The 21,365-nt window shown below is 59.8% G+C and carries 18 protein-coding genes and 1 tRNA gene; 10 read left to right on the top strand and 9 right to left on the bottom strand.

Annotated features, from left to right (window positions below; all coding sequences use genetic code 11):
• Positions 1 to 356 precede the first annotated feature (356 nt).
• Positions 357 to 713, bottom strand: coding sequence for a porin (locus BLW50_RS30220; protein ID WP_139267461.1), 357 nt, complete (start codon positions 711 to 713; stop codon positions 357 to 359).
• Between the two features lie 245 nt (positions 714 to 958).
• On the opposite strand from BLW50_RS30220, the gene BLW50_RS04355 reads away from it, so the two are divergent.
• Complete coding sequence (locus tag BLW50_RS04355; protein ID WP_090697984.1) at positions 959 to 2,644, top strand: hypothetical protein; 1,686 nt, start codon at positions 959 to 961, stop codon at positions 2,642 to 2,644.
• A gap of 63 nt (positions 2,645 to 2,707) precedes the next feature.
• Here BLW50_RS04355 and smpB read toward each other — a convergent pair whose 3' ends face one another.
• Both smpB and dapA read right to left on the bottom strand, forming a co-directional pair.
• Entirely contained in the window at positions 2,708 to 3,184 is a 477-nt protein-coding gene (smpB, locus tag BLW50_RS04350) for an SsrA-binding protein SmpB (RefSeq protein WP_090697980.1), read from the bottom strand.
• A gap of 139 nt (positions 3,185 to 3,323) precedes the next feature.
• Complete coding sequence (dapA, locus tag BLW50_RS04345) at positions 3,324 to 4,235, bottom strand: 4-hydroxy-tetrahydrodipicolinate synthase (RefSeq protein WP_090697976.1); 912 nt, start codon at positions 4,233 to 4,235, stop codon at positions 3,324 to 3,326.
• 344 nt (positions 4,236 to 4,579) lie between these two features.
• Here dapA and BLW50_RS31220 point away from each other — a divergent pair, with 344 nt between their 5' ends.
• The 6 genes from BLW50_RS31220 (at position 4,580) to BLW50_RS04315 (ending at position 11,943) form a co-directional block, all read left to right on the top strand.
• Positions 4,580 to 6,865: a transglycosylase SLT domain-containing protein gene (locus BLW50_RS31220; RefSeq protein WP_090697973.1), complete on the top strand. Its 2,286-nt coding sequence runs from the start codon at positions 4,580 to 4,582 to the stop codon at positions 6,863 to 6,865.
• Positions 6,866 to 6,914: 49 nt separating this feature from the next.
• The gene (locus BLW50_RS04335; RefSeq protein WP_090697969.1) at positions 6,915 to 7,805 is read left to right on the top strand and encodes an alpha/beta fold hydrolase; all 891 of its coding nucleotides are present in this window, start codon (positions 6,915 to 6,917) and stop codon (positions 7,803 to 7,805) included.
• Between the two features lie 270 nt (positions 7,806 to 8,075).
• A tRNA-Ser gene (locus BLW50_RS04330) sits at positions 8,076 to 8,169 on the top strand.
• A 291-nt stretch (positions 8,170 to 8,460) separates the two neighbouring features.
• Positions 8,461 to 9,588: an ABC-three component system protein gene (locus BLW50_RS04325; protein WP_090697966.1), complete on the top strand. Its 1,128-nt coding sequence runs from the start codon at positions 8,461 to 8,463 to the stop codon at positions 9,586 to 9,588.
• Positions 9,585 to 10,085 carry an ABC-three component system middle component 2 gene (locus tag BLW50_RS04320; RefSeq protein ID WP_090697962.1) on the top strand — a complete coding sequence of 167 codons (501 nt, stop codon included), beginning with the start codon at positions 9,585 to 9,587 and terminating at the stop codon, positions 10,083 to 10,085. Before BLW50_RS04325 ends, BLW50_RS04320 begins: the two co-directional genes overlap by 4 nt.
• A gap of 1 nt (position 10,086) precedes the next feature.
• Positions 10,087 to 11,943, top strand: a complete 1,857-nt coding sequence (locus BLW50_RS04315) for a hypothetical protein (RefSeq protein ID WP_090697959.1) — start codon at positions 10,087 to 10,089, stop codon at positions 11,941 to 11,943.
• 479 nt (positions 11,944 to 12,422) lie between these two features.
• Here BLW50_RS04315 and BLW50_RS04310 read toward each other — a convergent pair whose 3' ends face one another.
• The gene (locus tag BLW50_RS04310; protein WP_139267458.1) at positions 12,423 to 13,730 is read right to left on the bottom strand and encodes a porin; all 1,308 of its coding nucleotides are present in this window, start codon (positions 13,728 to 13,730) and stop codon (positions 12,423 to 12,425) included.
• A 162-nt stretch (positions 13,731 to 13,892) separates the two neighbouring features.
• Entirely contained in the window at positions 13,893 to 14,681 is a 789-nt protein-coding gene (locus tag BLW50_RS04305) for an AraC family transcriptional regulator (RefSeq protein WP_090708680.1), read from the bottom strand.
• A gap of 96 nt (positions 14,682 to 14,777) precedes the next feature.
• Between BLW50_RS04305 and BLW50_RS04300 the strand changes: the two genes are divergently transcribed.
• The gene (locus BLW50_RS04300; RefSeq protein ID WP_090697953.1) at positions 14,778 to 15,986 is read left to right on the top strand and encodes an MFS transporter; all 1,209 of its coding nucleotides are present in this window, start codon (positions 14,778 to 14,780) and stop codon (positions 15,984 to 15,986) included.
• A 96-nt stretch (positions 15,987 to 16,082) separates the two neighbouring features.
• Here the strand turns inward: BLW50_RS04300 and BLW50_RS04295 are convergent, their stop codons facing one another.
• The gene (locus tag BLW50_RS04295) at positions 16,083 to 16,574 is read right to left on the bottom strand and encodes a hypothetical protein (protein ID WP_090697950.1); all 492 of its coding nucleotides are present in this window, start codon (positions 16,572 to 16,574) and stop codon (positions 16,083 to 16,085) included.
• Between the two features lie 144 nt (positions 16,575 to 16,718).
• Entirely contained in the window at positions 16,719 to 17,009 is a 291-nt protein-coding gene (locus BLW50_RS04290) for a hypothetical protein (protein WP_139267457.1), read from the bottom strand.
• Positions 17,010 to 17,221: 212 nt separating this feature from the next.
• On the opposite strand from BLW50_RS04290, the gene BLW50_RS04285 reads away from it, so the two are divergent.
• Positions 17,222 to 18,214, top strand: coding sequence for a Bug family tripartite tricarboxylate transporter substrate binding protein (locus BLW50_RS04285; RefSeq protein ID WP_170849976.1), 993 nt, complete (start codon positions 17,222 to 17,224; stop codon positions 18,212 to 18,214).
• A gap of 27 nt (positions 18,215 to 18,241) precedes the next feature.
• Here the strand turns inward: BLW50_RS04285 and BLW50_RS04280 are convergent, their stop codons facing one another.
• Positions 18,242 to 18,577, bottom strand: a complete 336-nt coding sequence (locus BLW50_RS04280; protein WP_090697939.1) for a hypothetical protein — start codon at positions 18,575 to 18,577, stop codon at positions 18,242 to 18,244.
• 231 nt (positions 18,578 to 18,808) lie between these two features.
• Here BLW50_RS04280 and BLW50_RS04275 point away from each other — a divergent pair, with 231 nt between their 5' ends.
• A complete protein-coding gene (locus BLW50_RS04275) occupies positions 18,809 to 19,093 on the top strand; it encodes a GCG_CRPN prefix-to-repeats domain-containing protein (protein WP_090697935.1) in 285 nt (94 codons plus the stop codon).
• A 104-nt stretch (positions 19,094 to 19,197) separates the two neighbouring features.
• Here the strand turns inward: BLW50_RS04275 and BLW50_RS04270 are convergent, their stop codons facing one another.
• A complete protein-coding gene (locus BLW50_RS04270) occupies positions 19,198 to 21,351 on the bottom strand; it encodes an autotransporter outer membrane beta-barrel domain-containing protein (protein WP_139267456.1) in 2,154 nt (717 codons plus the stop codon).
• Between the last annotated feature and the right edge of the window lie 14 nt (positions 21,352 to 21,365).

Below are 21,365 nucleotides of genomic sequence, written 5' to 3'. Positions count from 1 at the left end.
AGACTTTGACGGGATTGTGACGGCCGGCTGTAGGCTACAAGGCCATGCGCACTAGTTTGTAACAGTGAAAATTGTTTATTTATAAATAGATAAGCACGGCAGTTAGGCTGATTTTCAGCCTCTTAGAACCGTCCAAAACTGGACCAAATTCGCCACAATTGACAATGGCAACATATGGCGGCGCCACTCACCCAATCGGATTCAAAATCTCACAAAAACAAATTAATTATTTGATATATAATAATATTTTCCCATTTCATATCTCAACCGAGCGAAGAAATGCCGTTCGCGGCCGAAAAGCGTTTCGGCACCCATGACGGCCACAATTGAGACTGCTGAAATCGGCAATTCAGACCCTATTCGTTGGGAGCAGGGTCGCGGTCGACGCCAAAACGCCGAGAGGGCAAGAGGCAATAGGGAAAGAGGGAAGAGCGTCGCCTCCCCGACTCGAGCAGCACGTCAGCGGGCCTTACCGCCAATAACCGCCGACGGCATCGGCGAACGAATGGGTCCCATCGCGAGGCCATCGCCTGCCCCCTTCCCGGCGGCGCACCTACATCATCGCCCCTACACCCAGCCTTCAGACAAGTATCCACGCCCCAGATCCAGTAATAAATGGGGCCATAACAATGACAAATGCGTACATATTCAATTGGGATGGCTTCTGGAAATGTAAATCCGCTGCCTCGTCTCTGCCGCAGGCCACAAGACACACCACGCTATCCGTCATCATCACTATGAAGCGATTTCATCTTGCTTCCTCTCGTCTGCGGAGGAGAAAGCAATTAAGAAAAATTTTGCAGAGAATGCTGCAACGAACTATAAACGCACGGTCACGAGTCAGATGCTTGTAGGAGACGCGCCACTTCTGCCCGACAACGAGCATAAGCATAACAATAAATATAACAATCAGGGAATGGGTTTGGAAACATCCAAGACACTGTGTGCAGACACAGTAATGCATTGTCTTGAAAAGATTTTGCAGGATCAGACGTTCGCGACGTCGGATCGGCTGTCAGCCTTTTTGCGCTATATCGTCACCGAAACATTGGCCGATCGCGGCAGCCGGCTGAAAGGCTACAATGTCGCCCTCAGCGTGTTCTCCCGCGGCGAAAAATTCGACCCGCAGACCAATTCCGTCGTTCGCGTCGAAGCCACCCGACTGCGCAAGCAACTCGCCACCTATTATGCCGGCCCCGGCACCGATGACCCGATCGAAATCCGCGTCAATCGTGGCAGCTATGTCCCTGAATTTATTGAACGCACAAATGCTCCGGCGGGTGCGCCGATCGCCGAAGATGCCCCTGAGACAAGAAAATCTGTCGCCAGCAATTCGAAAGTACCCTGGTTTTTGGCCGGTGCGACCGTCGCCGCGCTGTTTCTGGCGATGGCCGGTCTCGCCTATTGGGTGGCCCAACCGTCCTTCTCCGACGGACCGTCCACGGCCTTCAGCCCGGTCTGGGCTTCGCCGCCCTCGATTGCCGTCACGCGACTGGAACTGCCACCTGAAAGTGACATATCGCCATTCCAGGCCGGCGCGCTCGCCCGCGAAATCGCGGCAGGGCTCGGCCGTTTCGAGACGATCCGCGTCCGCGAGGTTGATCCCGATGCCACCACCGCGCCCGGCACCGAATATGTATTGGCGGGCGGCGTTGGCCGAGCCGGTGATCGGCACACCATTTCCTATCGCCTCGTCCGCGCCAGCGACAACCAGATCATCTGGAGCAAGGCCTACGACCAGCTTCCCAGCGATTTAACCGCCGACCATCGGATCAAGATCGTCGGCGACATCGCCAGCACGCTCGGGCGCATCCATGGCGTGATCTTCGCCGACCGCTACCGGCAGACCCCGGATCTGGGGCCCGCCTCCATCGGCTTCGAATGCATGATCTATGGTTCGCGCTATTTCAACGCGCCGACCCGGACCTCTTTCGACGCAGCGCAAGCCTGCCTGCAGCGCACCGTCGCAGCCGAACCGAAATCCAGCCTCGGCCATTCAATGCTGGCGATCCTCCTCGTCGACGGTTACGTCAAAGGCTATTGGAACGATGGCGATGAACCGTTATCGCGTGCCGCCAATGCCGCCAACGAAGCGGTGGAGCTCGCACCGCAATCGGCACGGGCCCATCTCGCCCTCTTCCTGACCCGCTTCCATGAACGGCGCTTCACCGATGCTTTCGTATCGGCCCGGCGCGCGCTGGCCCTCAATCCCTTCTCGACCGAGATCAAGGCCCGGCTCGGGAGCGCTTATGCGCTGCGCGGCGAGCACGAAATCAGCCAGAACCTGTTGGACGAGGTGCTGGCGAGCACCGAGAACAGCGCCACCTGGCTGCAGTTCTACCTCTTCCTCAACGCCTATATGACCGACAATGACGAACTCGCCGCGCGCTATACCGCGCGGACCCAAACAGTTCGCACGCCGCTCGGTCTCATCGCCCGCATCATCATGGCCAACTACAATCAGGACGCGCGTCTCGTTGCCAAATGGCAGACGCATCTGACGCAGCAGTTCCCGCGCTTCGCCAGAGACATTCCCGGCGCGCTGTCGCGGTTGGAAATGACCGCGCCCATCCGCAAGCGCATTCTCACCGACCTAGAAGCCGCCGATGCGCTGGCCAAAACGGTGCAAATCAGTTTGCCGTGAATCTTGACCAAAAATCTTGGCTTAGGCGCGTGCTTGGACGTTTGAACCAAACCGCGAAGCGCTTTAACCGCGATCGCGCATCAGGCGGGCCTTTTCGCGGCCCCAGTCGCGTTGCTTCTCGGTTTCCCGCTTGTCGTGCAGCTTCTTGCCGCGCCCCAGAGCGATTTCCAATTTGGCCCGACCGCGTTCGTTGAAATACAGCTTGAGCGGCACGATGGTCATGCCTTCGCGCTCGATGCCTTGCGCCAGCTTGGCGATCTCGCGCTGCTTGAGCAGCAGCGTGCGCGGCCGCTTCGGTTCATGGTTGAAGCGATTGGCCTGCAGATATTCGGGGATATTGGCGTTGATCAGCTGCACTTCGCCGGCCTTGGTCACGCCGACATAGCTTTCAGCGATCGTCGCCTTGCCGGAGCGCAAGGATTTCACCTCGGTGCCGGTGAGGACCAGGCCCGCTTCAAGCTTGTCGCCGATCTCAAACTCATACCGCGCTCTGCGGTTTTCCGCCGCGATCTTGAAACGCGGCTCCGGCTTCTGCGCCAAAACTCAAACTCCCACAGCGTTTCGCGGTTTGACTTCATCAAACGGCAAGACGCGTCAAAACACACACTCACGGTCGCGCAATCCTGCGCGACCCCACCTATGCACTATACATAGGAAGCAAGCACCGCGACTGCGAGCCCTACTCGGCGGCGCGCGATGCGGCAGCGGCGATCAAACCGGCGTGGACCATGGCCTCGCGCAGTTTCGCCTTGTTGGTTTCCACCATCGGCACCAGCGGCAGGCGGACTTCCTCGCTCATGCGGCCAAGCACCGACAGGCCATGCTTGGCGCCAGTGACACCGGCTTCCAGGAAGGTCGCCAGATGCAGCGGCGTCAGCCGATCCTGAATGGCCAGCGCCTGCTTGGCATCGCCGCGATCCCAGGCGTCCTGCAATTGCGAACAGGGCTTCGGTGCGATGTTCGACACCACCGAGATGCAGCCATGCGCGCCGGCGGCGAGGCACGACAGAGCCGTGATGTCGTCGCCGGAGAACTGGATGAAATCCGGCCCCATGGCGGCGCGCTGCATGGAGATGCGGCCGACATTGCCGGTCGCATCTTTCACGCCGGCAATGTTCTTGAGCTCGAACAGCCGCGCCATCGTCTCAACCGACAAATCGACCACCGAGCGCGGCGGGATGTTGTAGATGATGATCGGAATGCCGACGGCATCGTTCACCGCCTTGAAGTGGCGGTACATGCCTTCCTGGTTCGGCTTGTTGTAATAGGGCGTCACCACCAGCACGGCGCTGGCGCCGGCCTTCTCGCCATGGCGGGCAAGCTCGACCGCTTCAGCGGTGTTGTTGGAGCCCGCCCCGGCGATCACCGGCACCCGGCCCTTCGCCTCGGCGATGCAGATTTCGACCACCTTGCGGTGCTCGTCATGGGTCAGGGTCGGGCTCTCGCCGGTCGTGCCCACAGGCACGAGGCCATGGATGCCCTCCGCGATCTGCCAGTCGACCAGTTTGCGGAAGGCGGCCTCGTCGACCTTGCCGTCGCGGAACGGCGTCACGAGAGCTGTCATCCATCCCTTGAGCGGGGCCTTGGTCATCACCGGAATTCCCTTGCTGTACGGACGGCAGGGGCCGCCGCACGGTCGCCGCATTCGCAAGCGACTCTGAACCCGAATTGATAGCCCTTTGCCCCTTTGCTGGAAAGAGGCTGTGAAACAATCACCCTGGCGACCAGTGGCCAGGGTGATTTTTGAATGCCTTGGCGCTCGGTAGACTTAGCCACTGTCAAGGTTACGCCTGGCCGGGATCATGTCGCCCCCGGATCAGCGAGACGTGGTTAAGCATTCGTAAAGAGCCATCGGGCACGCTTTATCTGATGCAGGACGCCAGCGGACGACACGACCAGGAATAGCGACCAGGATTTTTGCCTAGGATTTCGCCTTTGCGCTTCAGATTCTCCCGTCCCCTCTATGCGATAGGCCCGGCCGCCATCTTCGTGCTGGCGCCCACCGTCGTCGGTATCGCACCGCCAATGCCGGACGGGCGCCCCACTGGCTCGATCGCCTCGTTGCTGCCCACCTCGATCATTGCCAAGCTTAATAACAGCCTGCGCGATGGTGCCGCACCGCCCGATCCCGCCGCCGGCTTCGGCGCCCATCTAGATGCCTATAACGCCCTGCAGCCCCGTTCAGCGGTCGCGGCGATCGACGCCCTGACCGCCCCGGCCCCATCGGCCGACGCGCCCATTGTCACCGCCTATGCGCCCGAAGCGGTCAGCCCGACGGCGCCGGCCACTGATGTCCCCGCCCCCGTGGTCGTGGCCTTTCCCGCCCATCCGGAAGCCGCCGCCATCCGCAACACCCTCGATGCTTATCGCAAGGGCGATCTCGCCGCCGGCGACCAGGCGGCCAAGGGCGTGACCGATCCTTTGGCACGCACCGCGCTTGAATGGAGCGTTCTGCGCCTGCAGGCCCGTCTCGCCGGCCCGACCCGCCTGGCGGCTTTCGCCGACGGCAATCCGCAATGGCGATCGCAAAACTTCCTGCGCGCCCGCACCGAGGACGCGCTCTACGGCGACAAGAACCTCGCCGCCGTGCGCCGCTATTTCGCCAACCACGACCCCGTCACCTCATCGGGTCGCCTCGCCAAGGCGCGGCTGCTGATGGCCGAGAAACATGAGAAGGAAGCCACCGCCCTTGTCGCCCGCGTCTGGCGCATGGACGACATCGGCGCCTGGACCGAGAACGCCTTGCAGAAGGAGTTCGGTCAGCTCCTCACCGCGCAGGATCATCGCTTCCGCTCCGACCGGCTGTTTTACAAGGAGAAGCTCGCCGCTTCACTGCGCGTTGCCGGGCTCGTCTCGCCCGACTATGTGAAGCTCGCCCAGGCGCGCAATGCCGTCGCCAACGAAGCCAGTGCCGACAAGCTGATGAACGCGGTGCCGCAAGCGATGCGCGCCGATGCGTCCTATCAATTCGCCCGCCTGCAGCAATTCCGTCGTGCCGGCAAGCTGCAGGAAGCCGCCGCCGTGCTCGACGCCATTCCCGACGATGCCAATGTGGTCGTCAGCGGCGACGACTGGTGGACCGAGCGTCGCCTGCTGGCGCGCAAGCTGCTCGACTCCGGCGATGCCGAAGCCGCGTTCCGCGTCGCCGCCAAACACAATGCGGAATCCGGCGAAGCCCGCATCGAAGCGGAATTCCACGCCGGCTGGATCGCGCTGCGCTTCCTCAACGATCCGACGCGCGCGCTCGGCCATTTCGCCGCCGCGCTGGAAATCGCGCAGACGCCGATCTCGCGCGCCAGAGCCGCCTATTGGCAGGCGCGCGCCGCCGAGAAGGGCGAGGAACCGGAAGATGCCGGCCGCCTTTATGCCATCGCCGCCGAGCAAACGAGCACATACTATGGTCAATTGGCGCGCGCCCGCCTCGGCCTGCCCGACCCGGCGATGCGCGTCGCCGACACGATCGCGCAAGGCGATGCCCGCGACGAGCCGATCCGCGCCGTCGAAATGTTTCTCTCAGTCGGCGAAAAGGACCTGGCTTTCCGCCTGACCATGGAGCTGGCGCGCACGCTCGAAGACAAGGCGCAGATCGCGGCGCTCGCCGATGTGACGCGGCGCGGCAATGATGCTCGTGCCACCTTGATTGTCGGCAAGCTCGCCTCGCAACGCGGCGTCGCCCTCGACGACATTGCCTTCCCGACCTTTGGCGTGCCCACGTTCACCCCGCTGCCGCGCTCGGCCGAATTGCCCGTCGTCTATTCGATCGCGCGCCAGGAGAGCGCCTTTCAAGGCGACGCTATTTCCCATGCCGGCGCCAAGGGGCTGATGCAGATGATGACGCCGACGGCACGCCGCACGGCGCAACGCGCCGGTGTCGCTTTCGACGAAAGCCGCCTCACCGCCGATGTCGCCTTCAACGCTCAGCTCGGCGCCGCCCATCTAGCCGACCTGATGGACGATTACAGCCAGTCGCTCATCCTCACCTTCGCCGCCTACAATGCCGGCGGCAAACGGGTGAAGGAATGGATCGCGGCTTACGGCGATCCGCGTAAGGGCGACGTCGATCCGATCGATTGGGTCGAGCGCATTCCGATCACCGAGACGCGCAATTACGTCCAGCGTGTCGTCGAAAACCTTGGCATGTATCGCGCCCGCCTGAACTCGACGACTGCGACGCCCCGCCCGGTCGATACCGACTTGCGCGCCCGCGAAGCACGGCTCTAAATCGCCGCCATGCTCACCCAGCTAGCCATCTCGCATGTAGCCATCCCGCATGATTGAAACGAACACCGGCATCAGCCGCTTCTACACGGCGCGCGATGGCCTGCGCCTGCACATGCTCGATTTCGGCCCGCGCCTGACATCGGCCATCCCCGTCGTCTGCCTGCCGGGCCTTGCCCGCACGGGGCAGGATTTCGAACGGCTCGCTTTGGCTTTGGCCGACGGCGCCGCCGCGAAACCGCGCCGCGTCTTGGCGCTGGACTATCGCGGCCGCGGCGCCTCCGACCGCGACCCGACCTGGCAGAACTATGATCTGCGCATCGAGAACGACGACATTCTCGACACGCTGGCGGCCGCCGGCATCGACCGCGCGATTTTCATCGGCACGTCGCGCGGCGGCCTGCACATCATGCTCATCGCCGCCATGCGGCCGGCCCTGCTGCACGCCGCCGTCCTCAACGACATCGGCCCGGTGATCGAGACCAAGGGCCTCGCGCGCCTGCGCGGCTATATCGGCAAACTGCCGCAGCCACGCCACTGGAGCGACACCGTCGACATCGCCAAGAGCCTGATGAGCGCGCAATTCACCGACATGTCGGATGCTGATTGGGAGGCCTTCGCGCGCCTCACCTTCGAAGAAAAGAACGGCAAGCTGCGGGCGCGCTACGACAGCGCCCTGTTCCGCACCTTGGAAAGCATCGACCTGGAAAAGCCGCTGCCAACAGCCTGGCCGCAGTTCGAGGGACTGCGCGACATCCCGACCCTGGTGCTGCGCGGCGCCAATTCCGACCTCCTGTCGGCGGAAACCGTCGCCGAGATGCAAAAGCGCCATCCCCGCTGCCAGGCCCATGTGGTCGACAACCAGGGCCACGCGCCGCTGCTGCTCGATGCCCCCACCATCGCCCGTCTCGCCCGCTTCATTGCCGAGGCCGATCCGGCCTGAGTCGCGGACTGAGTCGCCGATCCACAGAAGCAAGCCCCGCCGACGCCAGCTCGACACGGCTCACACCCCGATTTCCGCATCAAAAATCAGAGGATTACGGCGCCCCGGCCGCCCCTCGCCCGGCCTCCCCCAGAAATCCGGCCCGTGAGGCACGATTTGCCACCGCAACCGCCCACCTGCGCCTTGCAAAGGCCGATCCCCTCGGGCATATGGTTCCCCGCCGGATCGGCCCTGCCGATCCGTTCCGCGCCAGATATCGCGACGGAAGCCGGAGACGTGGCCGAGAGGCTGAAGGCGGCGGTTTGCTAAACCGTTATAGGGTTGTAAAGCCCTATCGAGGGTTCGAATCCCTCCGTCTCCGCCAGCACCGCTGATTGCCCTCTGTGGCTAGATATTCCCTCAGGTTACCGCATGACACCACGCGGAATATCGAATCGCTGTTTCCACCTCATTGCCATAGCCACCACTGCGAGTTCGCTTGGGAGGACCATGATCCCCATTCAAAAGATCGCGCTTTCACGACAGCAGCCGGCCATCTGCGGACCAACAGCTCCCAAGCAATAGCAAATTAGAAAGTGGCCTGTACTTCAGAAGACTGCGCCAAATCGCTCTAGCGCTAGGGACGAAAAAGAGGCAAAAATCACCTGGGGGCAAGGTGAAGAAATTACAGTCAGATCTAGTTGCGGCTACCTTAGAGCCAATCGGCGCGCCATCAGCATGGCCCGGCGCCAATGCGCGACTCTTAGGTCTAGGCGTCGGCCTGCCCGTGGACCCGCTTGTTCGGCTGGCCCAATTCAGCGCCGCTGACTTCGAACGTTTTACGCTCGAATGGGTCGCTGGATACCTGGCAAAAAAAGTCCCGGAAATCGTCGAGGTACAGCAACGTGGCGGCGCGGGCGACAAAGGGCGAGACGTAATCGCTTGGCTAGATACGAACACTGCTTCAATTCGTCGGTGGCGATTGTACCAATGCAAACACTACGCCGCGGCACTAGGCGAAGGCACCGCCGCAGCCGAGATCGCCAAGCTTTTATTTTATACCAAGCGAGGCGACTACACGATTCCTGAAGAGTATCACTTCATCACCCACAAAGGCATGACATCAAACTTTCAAGACCTATTAGATAGTCCGGAAAATCTGAGAAAATCAATTCTCGACAACTGGGATAAATATTGTCGCGAGAAAATCCAAAAAGACCCGGTCGAACTCACTGTGGAACTTAAGGATCATATCAACAAATTTCCATTTTCAATCTTTAGAGCGAAACAACCCCAAGCGCTGCTCGAAGAGCACCAGCAAACCCCATACCATTTGACCGTATTTGGCGCGCCGCTGATACAGCGCCCGAAGCCCCCTCAGCCACCGTCAGCGGTTGCTCCAGGCGAAAATCAGTACGTTGCCCAGCTGCTGACGGTTGTCGCGAAAGATCTCGGACAACCCGTTTCGGGTCTTGCCGACTTTCTGCACTCGGACAAACATCGAAAGCTATTTGACAGGTCACGGCTCACCTTCTACTGCGCCGAAGGTCTGAAGGAGTTGGCACGAGACCAGATGGCCGACAAGGGCTATTTCGATATGCTGTTCGACGAGTTCAGCGACGGACTGTATCATTGGTATACGGGCTCTCCAGACGGATATGATCGTCTTGTTAGCACCATCAAAGCTGCTCAAAGCCTCCAACTCAGCGCCCATGCGCTCACGCCACATGTTGTGCCAAACGATAGAGAAGGCATGTGCCATCAAATGGCCAATGACGGCCGGGTTGAGTGGTGCGAGCCATGAGTGTAACCGCAGTCAGAATCCGCCCCTTCAATACGCCGCTGGAATGCGGGCTGCGCCTGCTGTTCACGCTCGATGCAGCCCGTGGATGTCCGTTAGATCTACAACGCTTGGTGGCTTACGATTATCTGTTGGTTCATTCCGGCGACGTTGAAATGGGGCCGACAAGCCTGCACCCCGCAGTACCATTCCGTGGGGGCGAATTGCTCGTCAAACGCGACCTCGTGCAGGCCGGCCTTAATGTCATGTTCGCCAGGGAGCTTCTGACAAAGCGGTTCGAACCGTCGGGGATCTGGTACCGTTCCAACGACTTAACGGCGCCATTTCTTAGATTGCTCGTCTCACCCTACGCTTCCGCCCTCCGGTCACGCGCCGAATGGGTGACAAACCATTTCGCGAGCTTCACCGATGATCTACTCGAAAACTACATGACACAAAGCATTGGGCGTTGGGGCGCGGAGTTCGAACGGCTAACGGCAATCAGGGAGCTAGAACTATAATATGCTCCAAATCCGCGAAATCCTATTGAGAGGCATAAATCTTCCCGATGCGTCTGTGCGTTTAAAAGGTGGAGCAAACATTATTGCGGGTGATTCCGACACCGGCAAAAGCTACTTGCTTCACCTTCTCAACTACATCCTTGCCGCCGACGAACTTGAAAAGCGTATCCCGGAAGCGGAGTCATACTCCCAGTTGTTCGTGCAATTTGAGAATGCCTCAAACGCGGTCCTCACTCTTCAACGTAGCCTGAGCGGCGGTGACGTTGCGGTTCATCACTGCACCATCGCCGAAATCGAAGAAATGGGTGAGGCAGTCACTTCGAGTCGGTCTGGCAAGAACACCGCGCCCGACGTCACTTCAGTTTTGTTCGAGTTCGCGAGCATAATGGAAGCAAGGCTCCGTAAGAACGATGACGGCAAGACACAACGTCTAACAATTCGGACATTCATCCCGATCACACTTGTCGATGAAGTCTCGGTTATCGAAGAACAGTCCCCTGTTTTGGGAAAACGGGGTTTTGATACCACCGCGCGCAAACGAATGTTTGCGTACATGCTCTCCGGGAAAGACGACAGCGGCATCATCGCTGCTGAGAAAAGGGAAATCGCAACGGCGCGAATGAACGCGCAGGTTTCGCTGATAAATGATCTTCTTACCCCGCTGGAAAAACGTTTACAAAATCGTCCAGCGCCCGAAAATGACGAGACAATCGAGAGGGTTGAAGCTGCGATAGAACGCCTAACCGACCAGATCGGCGAGGTAGAGAGCGAACGTATTGACCTTCAGGAACTGCGAGAAGCGGCGGCCGAACGCCGCATAAAGGCTGAGACGCAGGTCATCGCTATAGACGAGTTGCTCACGAGGTACCACTTGCTGAGCGACCGATATAAATCAGACTTGGAACGCCTCGACTTCATCGCGGAAGGTGCGCACTATTTTGAAGGACTCCAAGAAATCATGTGCCCTATGTGCGGGCAGCAGATGTCCGATGAGCACCTTCACGCCGCAGCGCAATCTAGCGCCGATGTCTATTCAGCGTCACAGGCCGAAGCGTCGAAGATCTTAGCGCAGTACAGCGATCTAGAAGATGCGATCGCCAGCTTGGAAAGGCGACGCGAAGCGAGAGAAAAAGATTGGGTTGAAGCAAAAGCCTCAGAGGAGGACGCCAATCAACGTTTGACTACGATAGTCCAGCCTGCGCTTACCAATGCCAGCGCGCAATTGCGCCGTTTGACCGCGAGGCGGATCGAGCTGGAATCCACCCGAAACGACATCGAGCAGGCCGATGCCCTCCGCGTCATGAAGGGCCAAATTGAACAGAACGCAGGAGGAAAATCCAGCAAGAAGCAGTGGGAAGAACTCCCGGGCAAATCCCTTCGGTCGCTGTGCGATGAGATTGAGATTGTACTCAAAGCTTGGCAATTTAAAGGTGCGTGCAAGGTCGAGTTCGACCCAAAAAAATATGACATTATTGTTGACGGTCAGGCGAGGCAATCACACGGCAAGGGAGTGCGCGCGGTTTTATACTCAGCGTTCGTTATCGCTTTGCTGCGTTATTGTCATAGAGAGAATTTGCCTCACCCTGGTTTTGTCGTAATTGATTCTCCCCTAACCAGTTACAAAAAGAAGCAGAGTTCGAGGGTACGAGGTGCCGATGGCGCAATTGACGCTGGTGTCGAGACTGCGTTCTGGGATTCTTTGAAAAAGATCCCGGCAGTCGTGCAGGTAGCCATCATCGAAAACAAGGAACCGCCTCGAGACGTAGCTGATGCGGTCAATTACGAGTGGTTTGCAGGTGATGAAGCCGAACCTGGTGAGCGTATCGGTTTTATCCCGCCCGCCCCTACCAATGACTAATTATCATATAGCGCAACCAACGGGCGAACATCGTCGAGCGCCATCGCTGATCTGAAGACCCAAGAGTGCGCAGATGATAACTAACGGGCGGATTCGCGCTGATTGCGGCACCGCGAGCAGCGGTGGGACTCGCCTCTACCCAAACGTGCCTCCGCTATCCGGACCGTAGAGAGAGACATTGAGAACCAGCAATTGGGCGCAATTCCGCAATCGGGTCCGCTTCAAGATATCCAATCGCTGAAACGACGTTTCTAAACGCCATGTATAAGCATTGGCCCTAGCACCGGGCCAAGCACTTCAAGCCGCAGCGCGATCAGGCTTTCACGGATTCATAGCCGAGCATTTCGGAGCCCCTCGGACTGAAGCGCGACCGCGATTTAGCGCAGCGCCAGCATGAGATGGAGTTGCTGCCATAAAAGGCTATTCGCTGGATTGTGCCTCGCTTCGTTCGTCTCACAACACTTCACAGACCTCAGCCGTCACGGAAAACTCCGTGAAGCGCTCAGAATGACGGACCATTGCCGAGCTGACGGAATACCTGAGTTGGCCGATATCACCCGGGCAAAGCCCGCTTCCAGTGTAAATTCCAAGCTGGCAACCGGTGTGTAAGTCAAATTGATCGCGCTCCTGGTCGATAGAACGGAGCCGTTTCCGACGAGGTCTGGCAGATTCAATTTCGTGAAACTTGTGAATGCAGCCGAGCGCCACTTTTCGCTCCACGCCCAACTCACGACGCCAGCGCCATTCCAGCCTATAGACCGCTCCGCGTTGTCGGCACCGAATGCGCCAGGCAGCTGCAATCTAAATCCGCTCGTTGGTGTGTTTATCCCAAGATAGCCCGCAGCCTGCTTGGCATAAGCGAACTGTAAAACCACAAAGGAGTTGTCGCTCTGCGCCTCGTTTGGCAGGGCATATCGGGCATAAGCTTGAATGGCCGCCCCCCATATCGGCGAATTGTTCGATGCGGGATTTTTTAAAATGGAATTGGCGAAGGTCGTTTGATGGATGGCTCCGCTGAGAATGAATTGCCAGTTTCCGGAGTAGTAGCGATAGCGACCAACAACATCGGGATAACTCGTGGGGCCATAACCCGAGATCGTGACGCGTCGATAGGAAGGATCTTCCAACGAAATGCTGAGTGTGCTGCTGTCGGTCGGCCTGAAGATATAGGCAGCGACAAGCGGCGACTGCGTTGCGGCAAGCGCGCGGAAGGAAAACTCCAATGCCAGCCAGGCATTGAAAAAGGAGGGTTGGACGCCAACGACGGCATTGCCGAATTGAATCGAAGCATGGGGTAGCGTTGCATTGCCATCCGGGTCTGCCTGGACGCCAAACCGGGTCGTCAAACTTCCAAATTCGGTTGACGTTTGATGCGTGAAGTTGACCGTCCCCAACAGCAGCGACTGCGTATCGGTTAACCTGGAAGCCCCCGAGAACCGAGATTTATCCGTCGATATGATCGAGGTTTGCGTTCCGGTGTCGACCGAACCGTCGATCAGGAGACATCCGAAAGGCGCGTTGTAAAGACCAGGGGCAATCCCCTTTCCTTTGCGGCCTGAAGGCAGCGCATCATCGTCGTCGTCGCTCTCCGTATCCTCCTCATCCTCCGCCTGGATTTGCGCCTTTGGCTTATCGAGCGAATAGCTGTCAGGCGGCGTTTCCGTGCAGGCCGATACGATACGACTTGGCTCGGCTCGATTGCCGAGGGATTTCGCCTCCAATTCTTGAGAAGCGCTCGCTGCCAAAAAGAGCAAAAAAGATAAAGAAGGGCGCGTTCGCTCGATCATCTCACGATTTTTTCAGCTTATCGAAGCGGCGAAGATAAACGCTCGAAATCCAATAAGCTAGACGAGATTGCCCCAGCTTCTTTGACAGGTTGGGCGTGCGTCTGGCGTTCTCGTGATTGCCCCGAGCGATGATCATGGAGAAGCCCGACGAGAGGTCGTTCGTCAGTCCCCTCTGCGTTCCGCCAGATAACGCGCCGGTGTCTGCCCCAGGGCTTTCTTGAACATGGTGATGAAGGCCGTCACGGATTCATAGCCGAGCATTTCGGAGACGCTCTGGACTGAAGCGCCAGCCGCGATTTCGCGCAGCGCCAGCATGAGATGGAATTGCTGCCGCCAGCGGCCGAAGGTCAGCCCGGTTTCCTGAACCATCAACCGCGCCAGCGAGCGTTCGCTGACCGCAACGCGCGCCGCCCATTGCGTGAGCGTGCTGCGATCGCCTGGATCCACGTCGAGGGCCTCGGCGATCCGGCGGATTTTCGGGTGACTGGAAACCGGCAAATGAAAATCTTCCCTCGGCATCAGCATCAATTCATCGAGCAGAACCCCGACCAGGCGATCGGTATGGCTCCCCGGCTCATAGTCCGGCGGCTGTCGCGCAAGGTGGCTGATCATTTCGCGGATCATCGGCGAGATCGACAGGGTGCAGCACTGCCGGGGCAAGGCGACGGCCTCGGGCTCCACGAACAGGTAGGACAGGCGCGCATTGGCCGTGGCGCGATTGCTGTGCGCCATGCCGCCTGGAATCCACACACCGCACTGGGGCGGCACCATCCACCAGCCATCGGCGACATGGCACGTCACGGCCCCGTGCAAGGCCAGCACGAGCTGACCCTTGCGATGCCGATGGGTTGGAACCTCCGTCGCGTAATCCTTGAAGTCCAGATGCAGGGCGACGGCGGGCCGGTCAGTCCCGTCGAGTTCGAAGTCGGTGTGGGCGAAACGCGATGGCATGAGGCTTGGCATGATTTAGCGATAAATTGGCATTCTATCTGAATTCATCGGAGGCGCAAACCACTACGAGAAAGGCAGAAAGGTGGATAGCCCCTCATGACCAAGAAAATTGCCCCCGTCGCGCGACCGGCCCTGCTGATCGTCGGCATTCTGCTGATCGCCGCGACGCTGAGAGCGCCGATCACGGGCATCGCGCCGGTGCTCGGCATGATCCGTGAAAGCTTTTCGCTCGGCACGACCGAAGCCGGCGTGTTGACGACACTGCCGCTGTTGGCTTTCGCGGTCACCTCGCCCTTTGCCGTTCTGGTCGCGCGTGAATATGGGCTGGAGCGAAGCCTGTTCGGCGCGCTTTTCCTGATGGCCTGCGGGATCGTCCTGCGCTCGCTCGGTTTCGTCTGGTGCCTTTTCCTCGGAACCGCGATCATCGGCGTCGGTATCGCCATCGCCAATGTGCTGTTGCCGAGCCTCCTCAAGCGCGATTTCCCCGACAGGATCGCCTCGCTGACGGGCGCCTATTCAGTGACAGCCGGCATCGCCGCCGCCCTGGCCTCGGCCGCCGCTATTCCCATTGCCGGCCTGTTCGAAGCGGGATGGACCTGGGCGCTCGGATCGCTTGTGATCCTTCCCCTGATGGCGATGGCGGCGTGGCTGCCGCAACTGGCCGGGCACACCGCGCCATCGAAGGGCACCGCGACCCCGCCCCATGGCGGCCGCACCTGGCATTCGGCGCTGGCGTGGCAGGTGACGCTGTTCTTCGGGCTCAACTCACTCATCTATTACGTCATCGTGACATGGCTGCCCGCGATCCTGAGGGAAGCTGGATATTCGGCTGCCGCAGCGGGATCGCTTCATGGCGCCTCGCAGCTTGCCACGGCCATTCCCGGCCTTGTCTTCGGCGCCGTCCTCAGCCGCTTCAAGGACCAGAAGATCATAGCCGTCTCGATATCGGCGATAACCGCCCTGTCCCTGCTGGGCTTGCTCGTGCTGCCCGGATGGTCGGTGGTGTGGGTCGCCTTGTTTGGGGTTGGCGCGGGGGCAACCTTCATTCTCGCGCTGGCGTTCATCAGCCTGCGCACAGCCAATGCGCACCAGGCCGCCGCCCTATCGGCCATGGCGCAATGCGTCGGCTATCTCGTTGCCGCCATGGCTCCTCCAGCAGCGGGCTTCATCCATGATCGTTCCCATGGCTGGACGACACCACTGCTGATCTGCCTCGCGCTTTGCGGCGTGATGGCGGCTATGGGTTACCGGGCCGGCCGCCCGCTCCTCATTTTTCGGGCGGATTCCATCGCTATTGGGCGATAGATCCCGATGCGCCGCAGGATATCCAATCGCCGCGCGGCGTTTCTCAGTGCATAGGCCCGATCACGCTTTAGCGCGACCGGGCTTTCTCTCAATGGATCAATTGATCGGCTTGATGCTGCCGAAGATATCGTCGAGCGCCTTGCCGTGCTTCTCGCGCTCTTCGTCATTGCCCCAAACGGTGATCATGATCACGCGCTCATTGCCGGCCGGCATCAGGATGAAATCGACTTTTGTCGGGCCGTTGGCGTCTGTCGTCTGGAATTGGAAAACGGTCGATGAAATCCCATTGATCGGCATTTCGGCCTTGATGGGCTTCACCTGCTTGATCTCGTTTTCCTTCATCCAGGCTTCGTTGGTCGCCATCATCTTGTCGATGTTGCGGGCGTTGGCGAACTCAACGGAGAAGAAAATGGCTTCGTCCGGCGGCCGGGCCGAGTAGCCGTATTCGATTTCCTCGGTCTTCCAATTGTTCGGAACCGTGAGGGTGATGGCCGGATTCTTGTCCGGAACGGCGAAATTCTTCGCGGAGGCCGGCATGACATGCAGGAACGCGACGAAGGTCGCAAAGAGGATGCGAGCAATATGCATTTGAGTTTCCCAACCCCAGGTAGCAACTATGACCTGCAGCTCATTTCCTCTGCGACGTCGACCCTGACGCAACGCAAATCGGCTGCCGGAACGCTTAAAAACGAACTGGCCCTACGTTCACGAAGGAGCGCAGGGCCGAGCCTTTTAGCCGCCCATGACTTTCATGGCAGCGTCCATCGCCTTTTCCTTCGGATTGGCGGTGCAATAGGTTTTCATCTTGGCGTCGACCTCAGCGGCCATCTTGTCCATGGCGGCATCACCGGTCTTGGGCGTTCCGCCACCGGTCGCGACGGCCTTGAGATAGTCGGCGCAGCTCATTTCCGGGTCCGTAACCTGTGCGGAAACAGAAAAAGAAACGAGCGTCATCGCGAACGCGGCCAAAAGCATGCGTGATTTGGTCGACATAAATGGGAGTCCTAAGGTGCTGACCGACATTATGCCGGCCATGAGCGGCTGTGGAACATGCCGGCCGGGGTAAAAGCAAGAGATATTTCAAGGCGGTGGGGAGAGTCGCACAGCTCTATCCATGGCCGCGCGAACGCCCGTGGAGGCATGACGTTCGATTGACGCGCCAAACTTGTCACGCCCTCTCATGGCAGCCTATGCTCGCGCAGCGAGTTCGAACGAGCCGCGTGTTGGGAGGAATCATGATCCGCAAAGGCATCGGCCGCATGGCCGTATTCTGCTTCGCCATGTTCACGGTGGCGCTCCTGACCGGCGGATCGAGCAAAGCCCAGAATTTTCCAAACAAGACGGTCATCATCGTCGTGCCCTACGCGGCCGGCGGCAGCGGAGACATTCTGGCACGTCTGGTCGGCGCCAAACTGGAAACCAAGTGGGGCCAAGCCGTCGTCGTGGAGAACCGCATTGGCGCCGGCGGCAATATCGGCGCGGCCGCGGTGGCGCGCGCCACGCCAGACGGCACCACGCTGCTCTTGGGCGCCAGTCCGCAATTCACGGTCAACGTCACCCTGTTCAAGAAGCTGCCCTACGATCCCGAAAAAGAACTGACGCCCTTGGCCATGGCCGCGGCGACGCCATTCGTTCTGGTCGTCAACCCGTCGGTACCGGTCAAGACGGTGAAGGAATTCATTGATTACGCCAAGGCCAGCCCGCAACCGCTGAGTTATGCGACAGCGGGCTATGGCGTGCCGCATCATCTCTATATGGAATTGCTCAAGAGCATGACCGGCGTGCAGATGAATCCGGTGCCCTATCGTGGCAGCGTGCCCGCGCTCACCGATGTGGTGGCGGGGCATGTGCCGGTGATGTTCGTGGACCTCGGCCCCGGCCTGGGCCAGATGCAATCGGGCGCCGTCCGCTCCCTTGGCGTCTCGCTCGCCCGAAGGCTCGATGTGCTGCCCGACGTGCCGCCGATCAACGACACGCTGCCTGGTTTCGATGTCGCTTCGTGGCAGATGTTCGCCGCGCCTTCCGGCACGCCGCAACCCATTCTCGAAAAGCTGAGCGCGGATATCCGGTCGGTGCTCGAAATGCCTGACATCGCCGAGGCCATCAGCAAGGCCGGCATGTTGCCGCTTCCCCCCCGCAATATCGAGGACCTTCAGAAATTCGTGAAGGCGGAGCTCATACGCTGGGGCGATGTTGTGCGCAAAGCAGGACTGGAAGGCTCACAATAAGTCGCATCGCCGCCGGATGGCCAACGCTCACGTCTGCCACTGCGTTTCATCGGCGGCGAACTCCCGCACGGACCCATCCGCATTGTCGATGATCATCTGCAGATCAAAATAGCGAATGTTGGGGGGAGCACCCGTCCGCTTGATAACCCCGTCGCGCCATGCGGCATCGTGGGCCCTCTCCGCGTCTTCCCGTGTCGGCCAGATGTAAAAGGCGCCGGCCATGTCATCATCGCCGATCAGAAAATGCTTGCGGATCAGCTTATCGTTGGCCTGCCATTTCGCGACAGTCGTTCGCGCCTCTGCCAGCACCTGCTCTCGCGACCAACCTTTGGGATGCCGGAACTGCACGAATTCAACGATCATAACGAACCTCCCGCATAAGACGTGCGCCAACCTAGCAGGCTCCCCTGAGCCTGTCGTGTTTCGCTGCATCTTTGAATTGCAATGGCGGAGGATTTTCATCCTGCAGTCATGCGCTGAGATATGTCGGAGGCGGTCATCGCCTTGGAACCGCATTATCGTTCAGCTTTAGTTAAGCTGCACGAGGCAATTTTCTCATCGGGCAAAGGAGGGCTGGATCGTTAGGAGACCGATATGAATCGTACGAGCCTTATCGCCGCAACGCTCTTTGGCGGCATCGCAACGTTTTCGGTGACGGCCGCATCGGCCATGCCGATAAGCCCCAAGCCCGACATGGCAAGCCAGGCCACGCAGGTGGATTGGCCATGCGGCCCTGCCGCACATATGACCCCCTGGGGTCGCTGCGCTCCAAATCCTTGGGTCGCACCGGTCCCGATGTACCGCCCCTATGGCTGGTATGCACCGCGCCCGATGTATCGCCCCTATGGTTGGTATGGGCCACGCTACCATCGTTGGTAGACGGCACGAAGCCAGGCGCGCGAAAGACATCGGTGCCTCGGCCTTTCATCACCGCGTCGAGTTCCGCTCGACGCGGTGATCACGCCGCCATCCTTGATACCGTTTCAGAATCTCACTGCAAGATTTGCCTTGACGCTTTGATCAAGGAAAGCGCCGCCGAACTGACCGCTGTAGTTGAAACCGAGAGCGGCACCAGGAGCGATACGCAGATCGAGGCCAGCCTCAACCACCGCTGCGTCCCGGGCGATCGGGGCACCGGCAATATCGAAGGGCGTACCACCAACGAATGCCAAGCGAGCCGTCGGTGTCGTCGCGCCGATAGCATGACGCCAGCCCAACGTACTGCGCGCCGTCGCCCACACGCCCCCGAGTACGAAGTCGGTCGAGCCCCGCACGCCCAAGGTCGTATAGGTGAGGCTGGTGCCATTGCCAAAGCTGGCCAGTGCCGCCGGGCCGCCAATCTCCTGGAAGCTTTGCGTGCGCAAGTTGACATAGGCGAGATTGGCGAAGGGCTCAAAGGCAGCGCCGCCATAGGCGACACGATAGCCGATGTCGCCGAAAATCTGTGTGGTGCGGGCATCGTAGCGGGCGCGCAGCAAATCGTAGAAGCCGTTGAAGGCAACCATGCGCGTCATGGCGATGTCGTGCCAGCTGTGGACGGCGCCGGCCCGAATGCCCCAGGCACCGTATTGCGCACCGGCATAGACGCCCAGATGATAATTGTCGGCCTGGCCGCTGCCGTTGCGCGCGCCCAGCCCCGTCGAACCATAGCCAGCCAAAGCACCAACGCGCCAGCCGCCGAACACCGGCATATCGATACCAACATTGAAGCCCGCGATCGAGCGATTGAGACGCGCGGCATTGCCGTTGCCGTTCCATCGCGCGGCACCACCAAAGCCTTGCCCCCAGATCGAGAAGAGTTCACTGGGACCGGCCTTCACACTGGTCGGTCCACCCGGCGCATAGGACATGACCGGGATCGTCGATGCACCCGGCGCATCGAAGGAGCCCCGCAAACGATCGATCACCGCCGCGCGTTGGAACTGGCTGTCGTGGATGAGCGTCGTTATGGCTGAGGCGTGCGGTTCGCCCGACAGTTGATCGAAGGCGGCGCGTGCTTGGGCGTCACTGGTCATGGCGCCGATCACGCCGACCAGCACACCAGGACCGAGGCTGTCGAGCCCGTGACCGGTGGAGATCTGATTGGGCATCAGACCCGCATCAGCGAAATTACGGTATTTGAGAACTTCGAGATAAGCGTGATTGGCGTCGTAGGTGTCTTGCAGGCGTGTAAAAGCCGTGCGTGCCTCGATGCCTGACACCCCGTCGAACTGACCGCTCAAGCCACCGTCAGCGCTTATCACCAAATAGCGCGTTCCATAAGCGGCGATGCCACCGACGACGTTCACCGCCAGTCTTGCTCCCGACAACGTGGCCGTTCCCGTCGTCATGAACCTATCGGACTGACCGGCACTGTTGATATCGATGGCCAGGAGTGAACCTGCCTCGAACCGGGCATTACCGCCGCTCTGGCGAACCGTATCGCCAGCATTGCCATCGGCTAAGGCAAGCACGCCACGATTGACGAAGCTGGCAAGTCCGTCGAACGTCGTATTTTCGATAACGCCACCATTGTTGGCAGCAATAATAGCGCTGCCGTTATTATTGATCAGCGTGCCACCACCAAACTGATTGCTGCCGCCAGCGGTATTCCAAGTCGCGGCATTGGTCATGACATGAGCACCGGCGCCAAAACGGACCGTACCGATCAGGCCGCCAGCGTTGGTGAAGGCGATCGGACCGCCACCGCCTTCAACCGTTAGGCTAGTGGAACGCTGCAGCACATTGCGTACCAGGCCATTGGCCGTGATCGTAACAGGCTGGCCGGTGGAGTTGACGAAAATCGCGCTCCTGCCGCCTTCCACCAAGCCGTTGGTGGTGATTTGCGTTGCGCTTGAACCTTGGCTGTCGACATAAATGCCCACGCCATTCGAGTCGGTGACCGTAATCGTGCCACTGGTGATGACGCTGGTTGTCCCTCCCCCCTCGTTTCGTACGCGAATGCCGTAATAGCGACCAGAGACCCTCTCCGTCGCGGTTACACTCAGCCCTGTTCCACTGGTTCCGGCATAAGCAGAAATGCCGGCGGAGTCCGAGCCGATGACGGAACCGCTAGCATTGATATTGGTGGTCCCACCGCCATCGTTCCTCGCACTCAGGCCGTTGTAAAAACCGTAGACGCTGGCCGTCGTGGTCACGTTCAGTCCGATAC

This window comes from Beijerinckia sp. 28-YEA-48 (genome assembly GCF_900104955.1).
Taxonomy (GTDB): Bacteria; Pseudomonadota; Alphaproteobacteria; order Rhizobiales; family Beijerinckiaceae; genus Terripilifer.
The sequence above is the reverse complement of the archived record's forward strand: the minus strand, read 5'-3'. Positions and strand labels throughout refer to the sequence as shown.

Bases quoted from the DNA above. Each gene is read 5' to 3' on its own strand.
- BLW50_RS04275 (WP_090697935.1), top strand. From the start codon at position 18,809: ATGAATCGTACGAGCCTTATCGCCGCAACGCTCTTTGGCGGCATCGCA.
- BLW50_RS04310 (WP_139267458.1), bottom strand. From the start codon at position 13,730: ATGATCGAGCGAACGCGCCCTTCTTTATCTTTTTTGCTCTTTTTGGCA.
- BLW50_RS04285 (WP_170849976.1), top strand. From the start codon at position 17,222: ATGATCCGCAAAGGCATCGGCCGCATGGCCGTATTCTGCTTCGCCATG.
- BLW50_RS04305 (WP_090708680.1), bottom strand. From the start codon at position 14,681: ATGCCATCGCGTTTCGCCCACACCGACTTCGAACTCGACGGGACTGAC.
- BLW50_RS04335 (WP_090697969.1), top strand. From the start codon at position 6,915: ATGATTGAAACGAACACCGGCATCAGCCGCTTCTACACGGCGCGCGAT.
- BLW50_RS04295 (WP_090697950.1), bottom strand. From the start codon at position 16,574: ATGCATATTGCTCGCATCCTCTTTGCGACCTTCGTCGCGTTCCTGCAT.
- BLW50_RS04315 (WP_090697959.1), top strand. From the start codon at position 10,087: ATGCTCCAAATCCGCGAAATCCTATTGAGAGGCATAAATCTTCCCGAT.
- BLW50_RS04320 (WP_090697962.1), top strand. From the start codon at position 9,585: ATGAGTGTAACCGCAGTCAGAATCCGCCCCTTCAATACGCCGCTGGAA.
- BLW50_RS04355 (WP_090697984.1), top strand. From the start codon at position 959: ATGCATTGTCTTGAAAAGATTTTGCAGGATCAGACGTTCGCGACGTCG.
- BLW50_RS04300 (WP_090697953.1), top strand. From the start codon at position 14,778: ATGACCAAGAAAATTGCCCCCGTCGCGCGACCGGCCCTGCTGATCGTC.
- dapA (WP_090697976.1), bottom strand. From the start codon at position 4,235: ATGACCAAGGCCCCGCTCAAGGGATGGATGACAGCTCTCGTGACGCCG.
- BLW50_RS04280 (WP_090697939.1), bottom strand. From the start codon at position 18,577: ATGATCGTTGAATTCGTGCAGTTCCGGCATCCCAAAGGTTGGTCGCGA.
- BLW50_RS04290 (WP_139267457.1), bottom strand. From the start codon at position 17,009: ATGTCGGTCAGCACCTTAGGACTCCCATTTATGTCGACCAAATCACGC.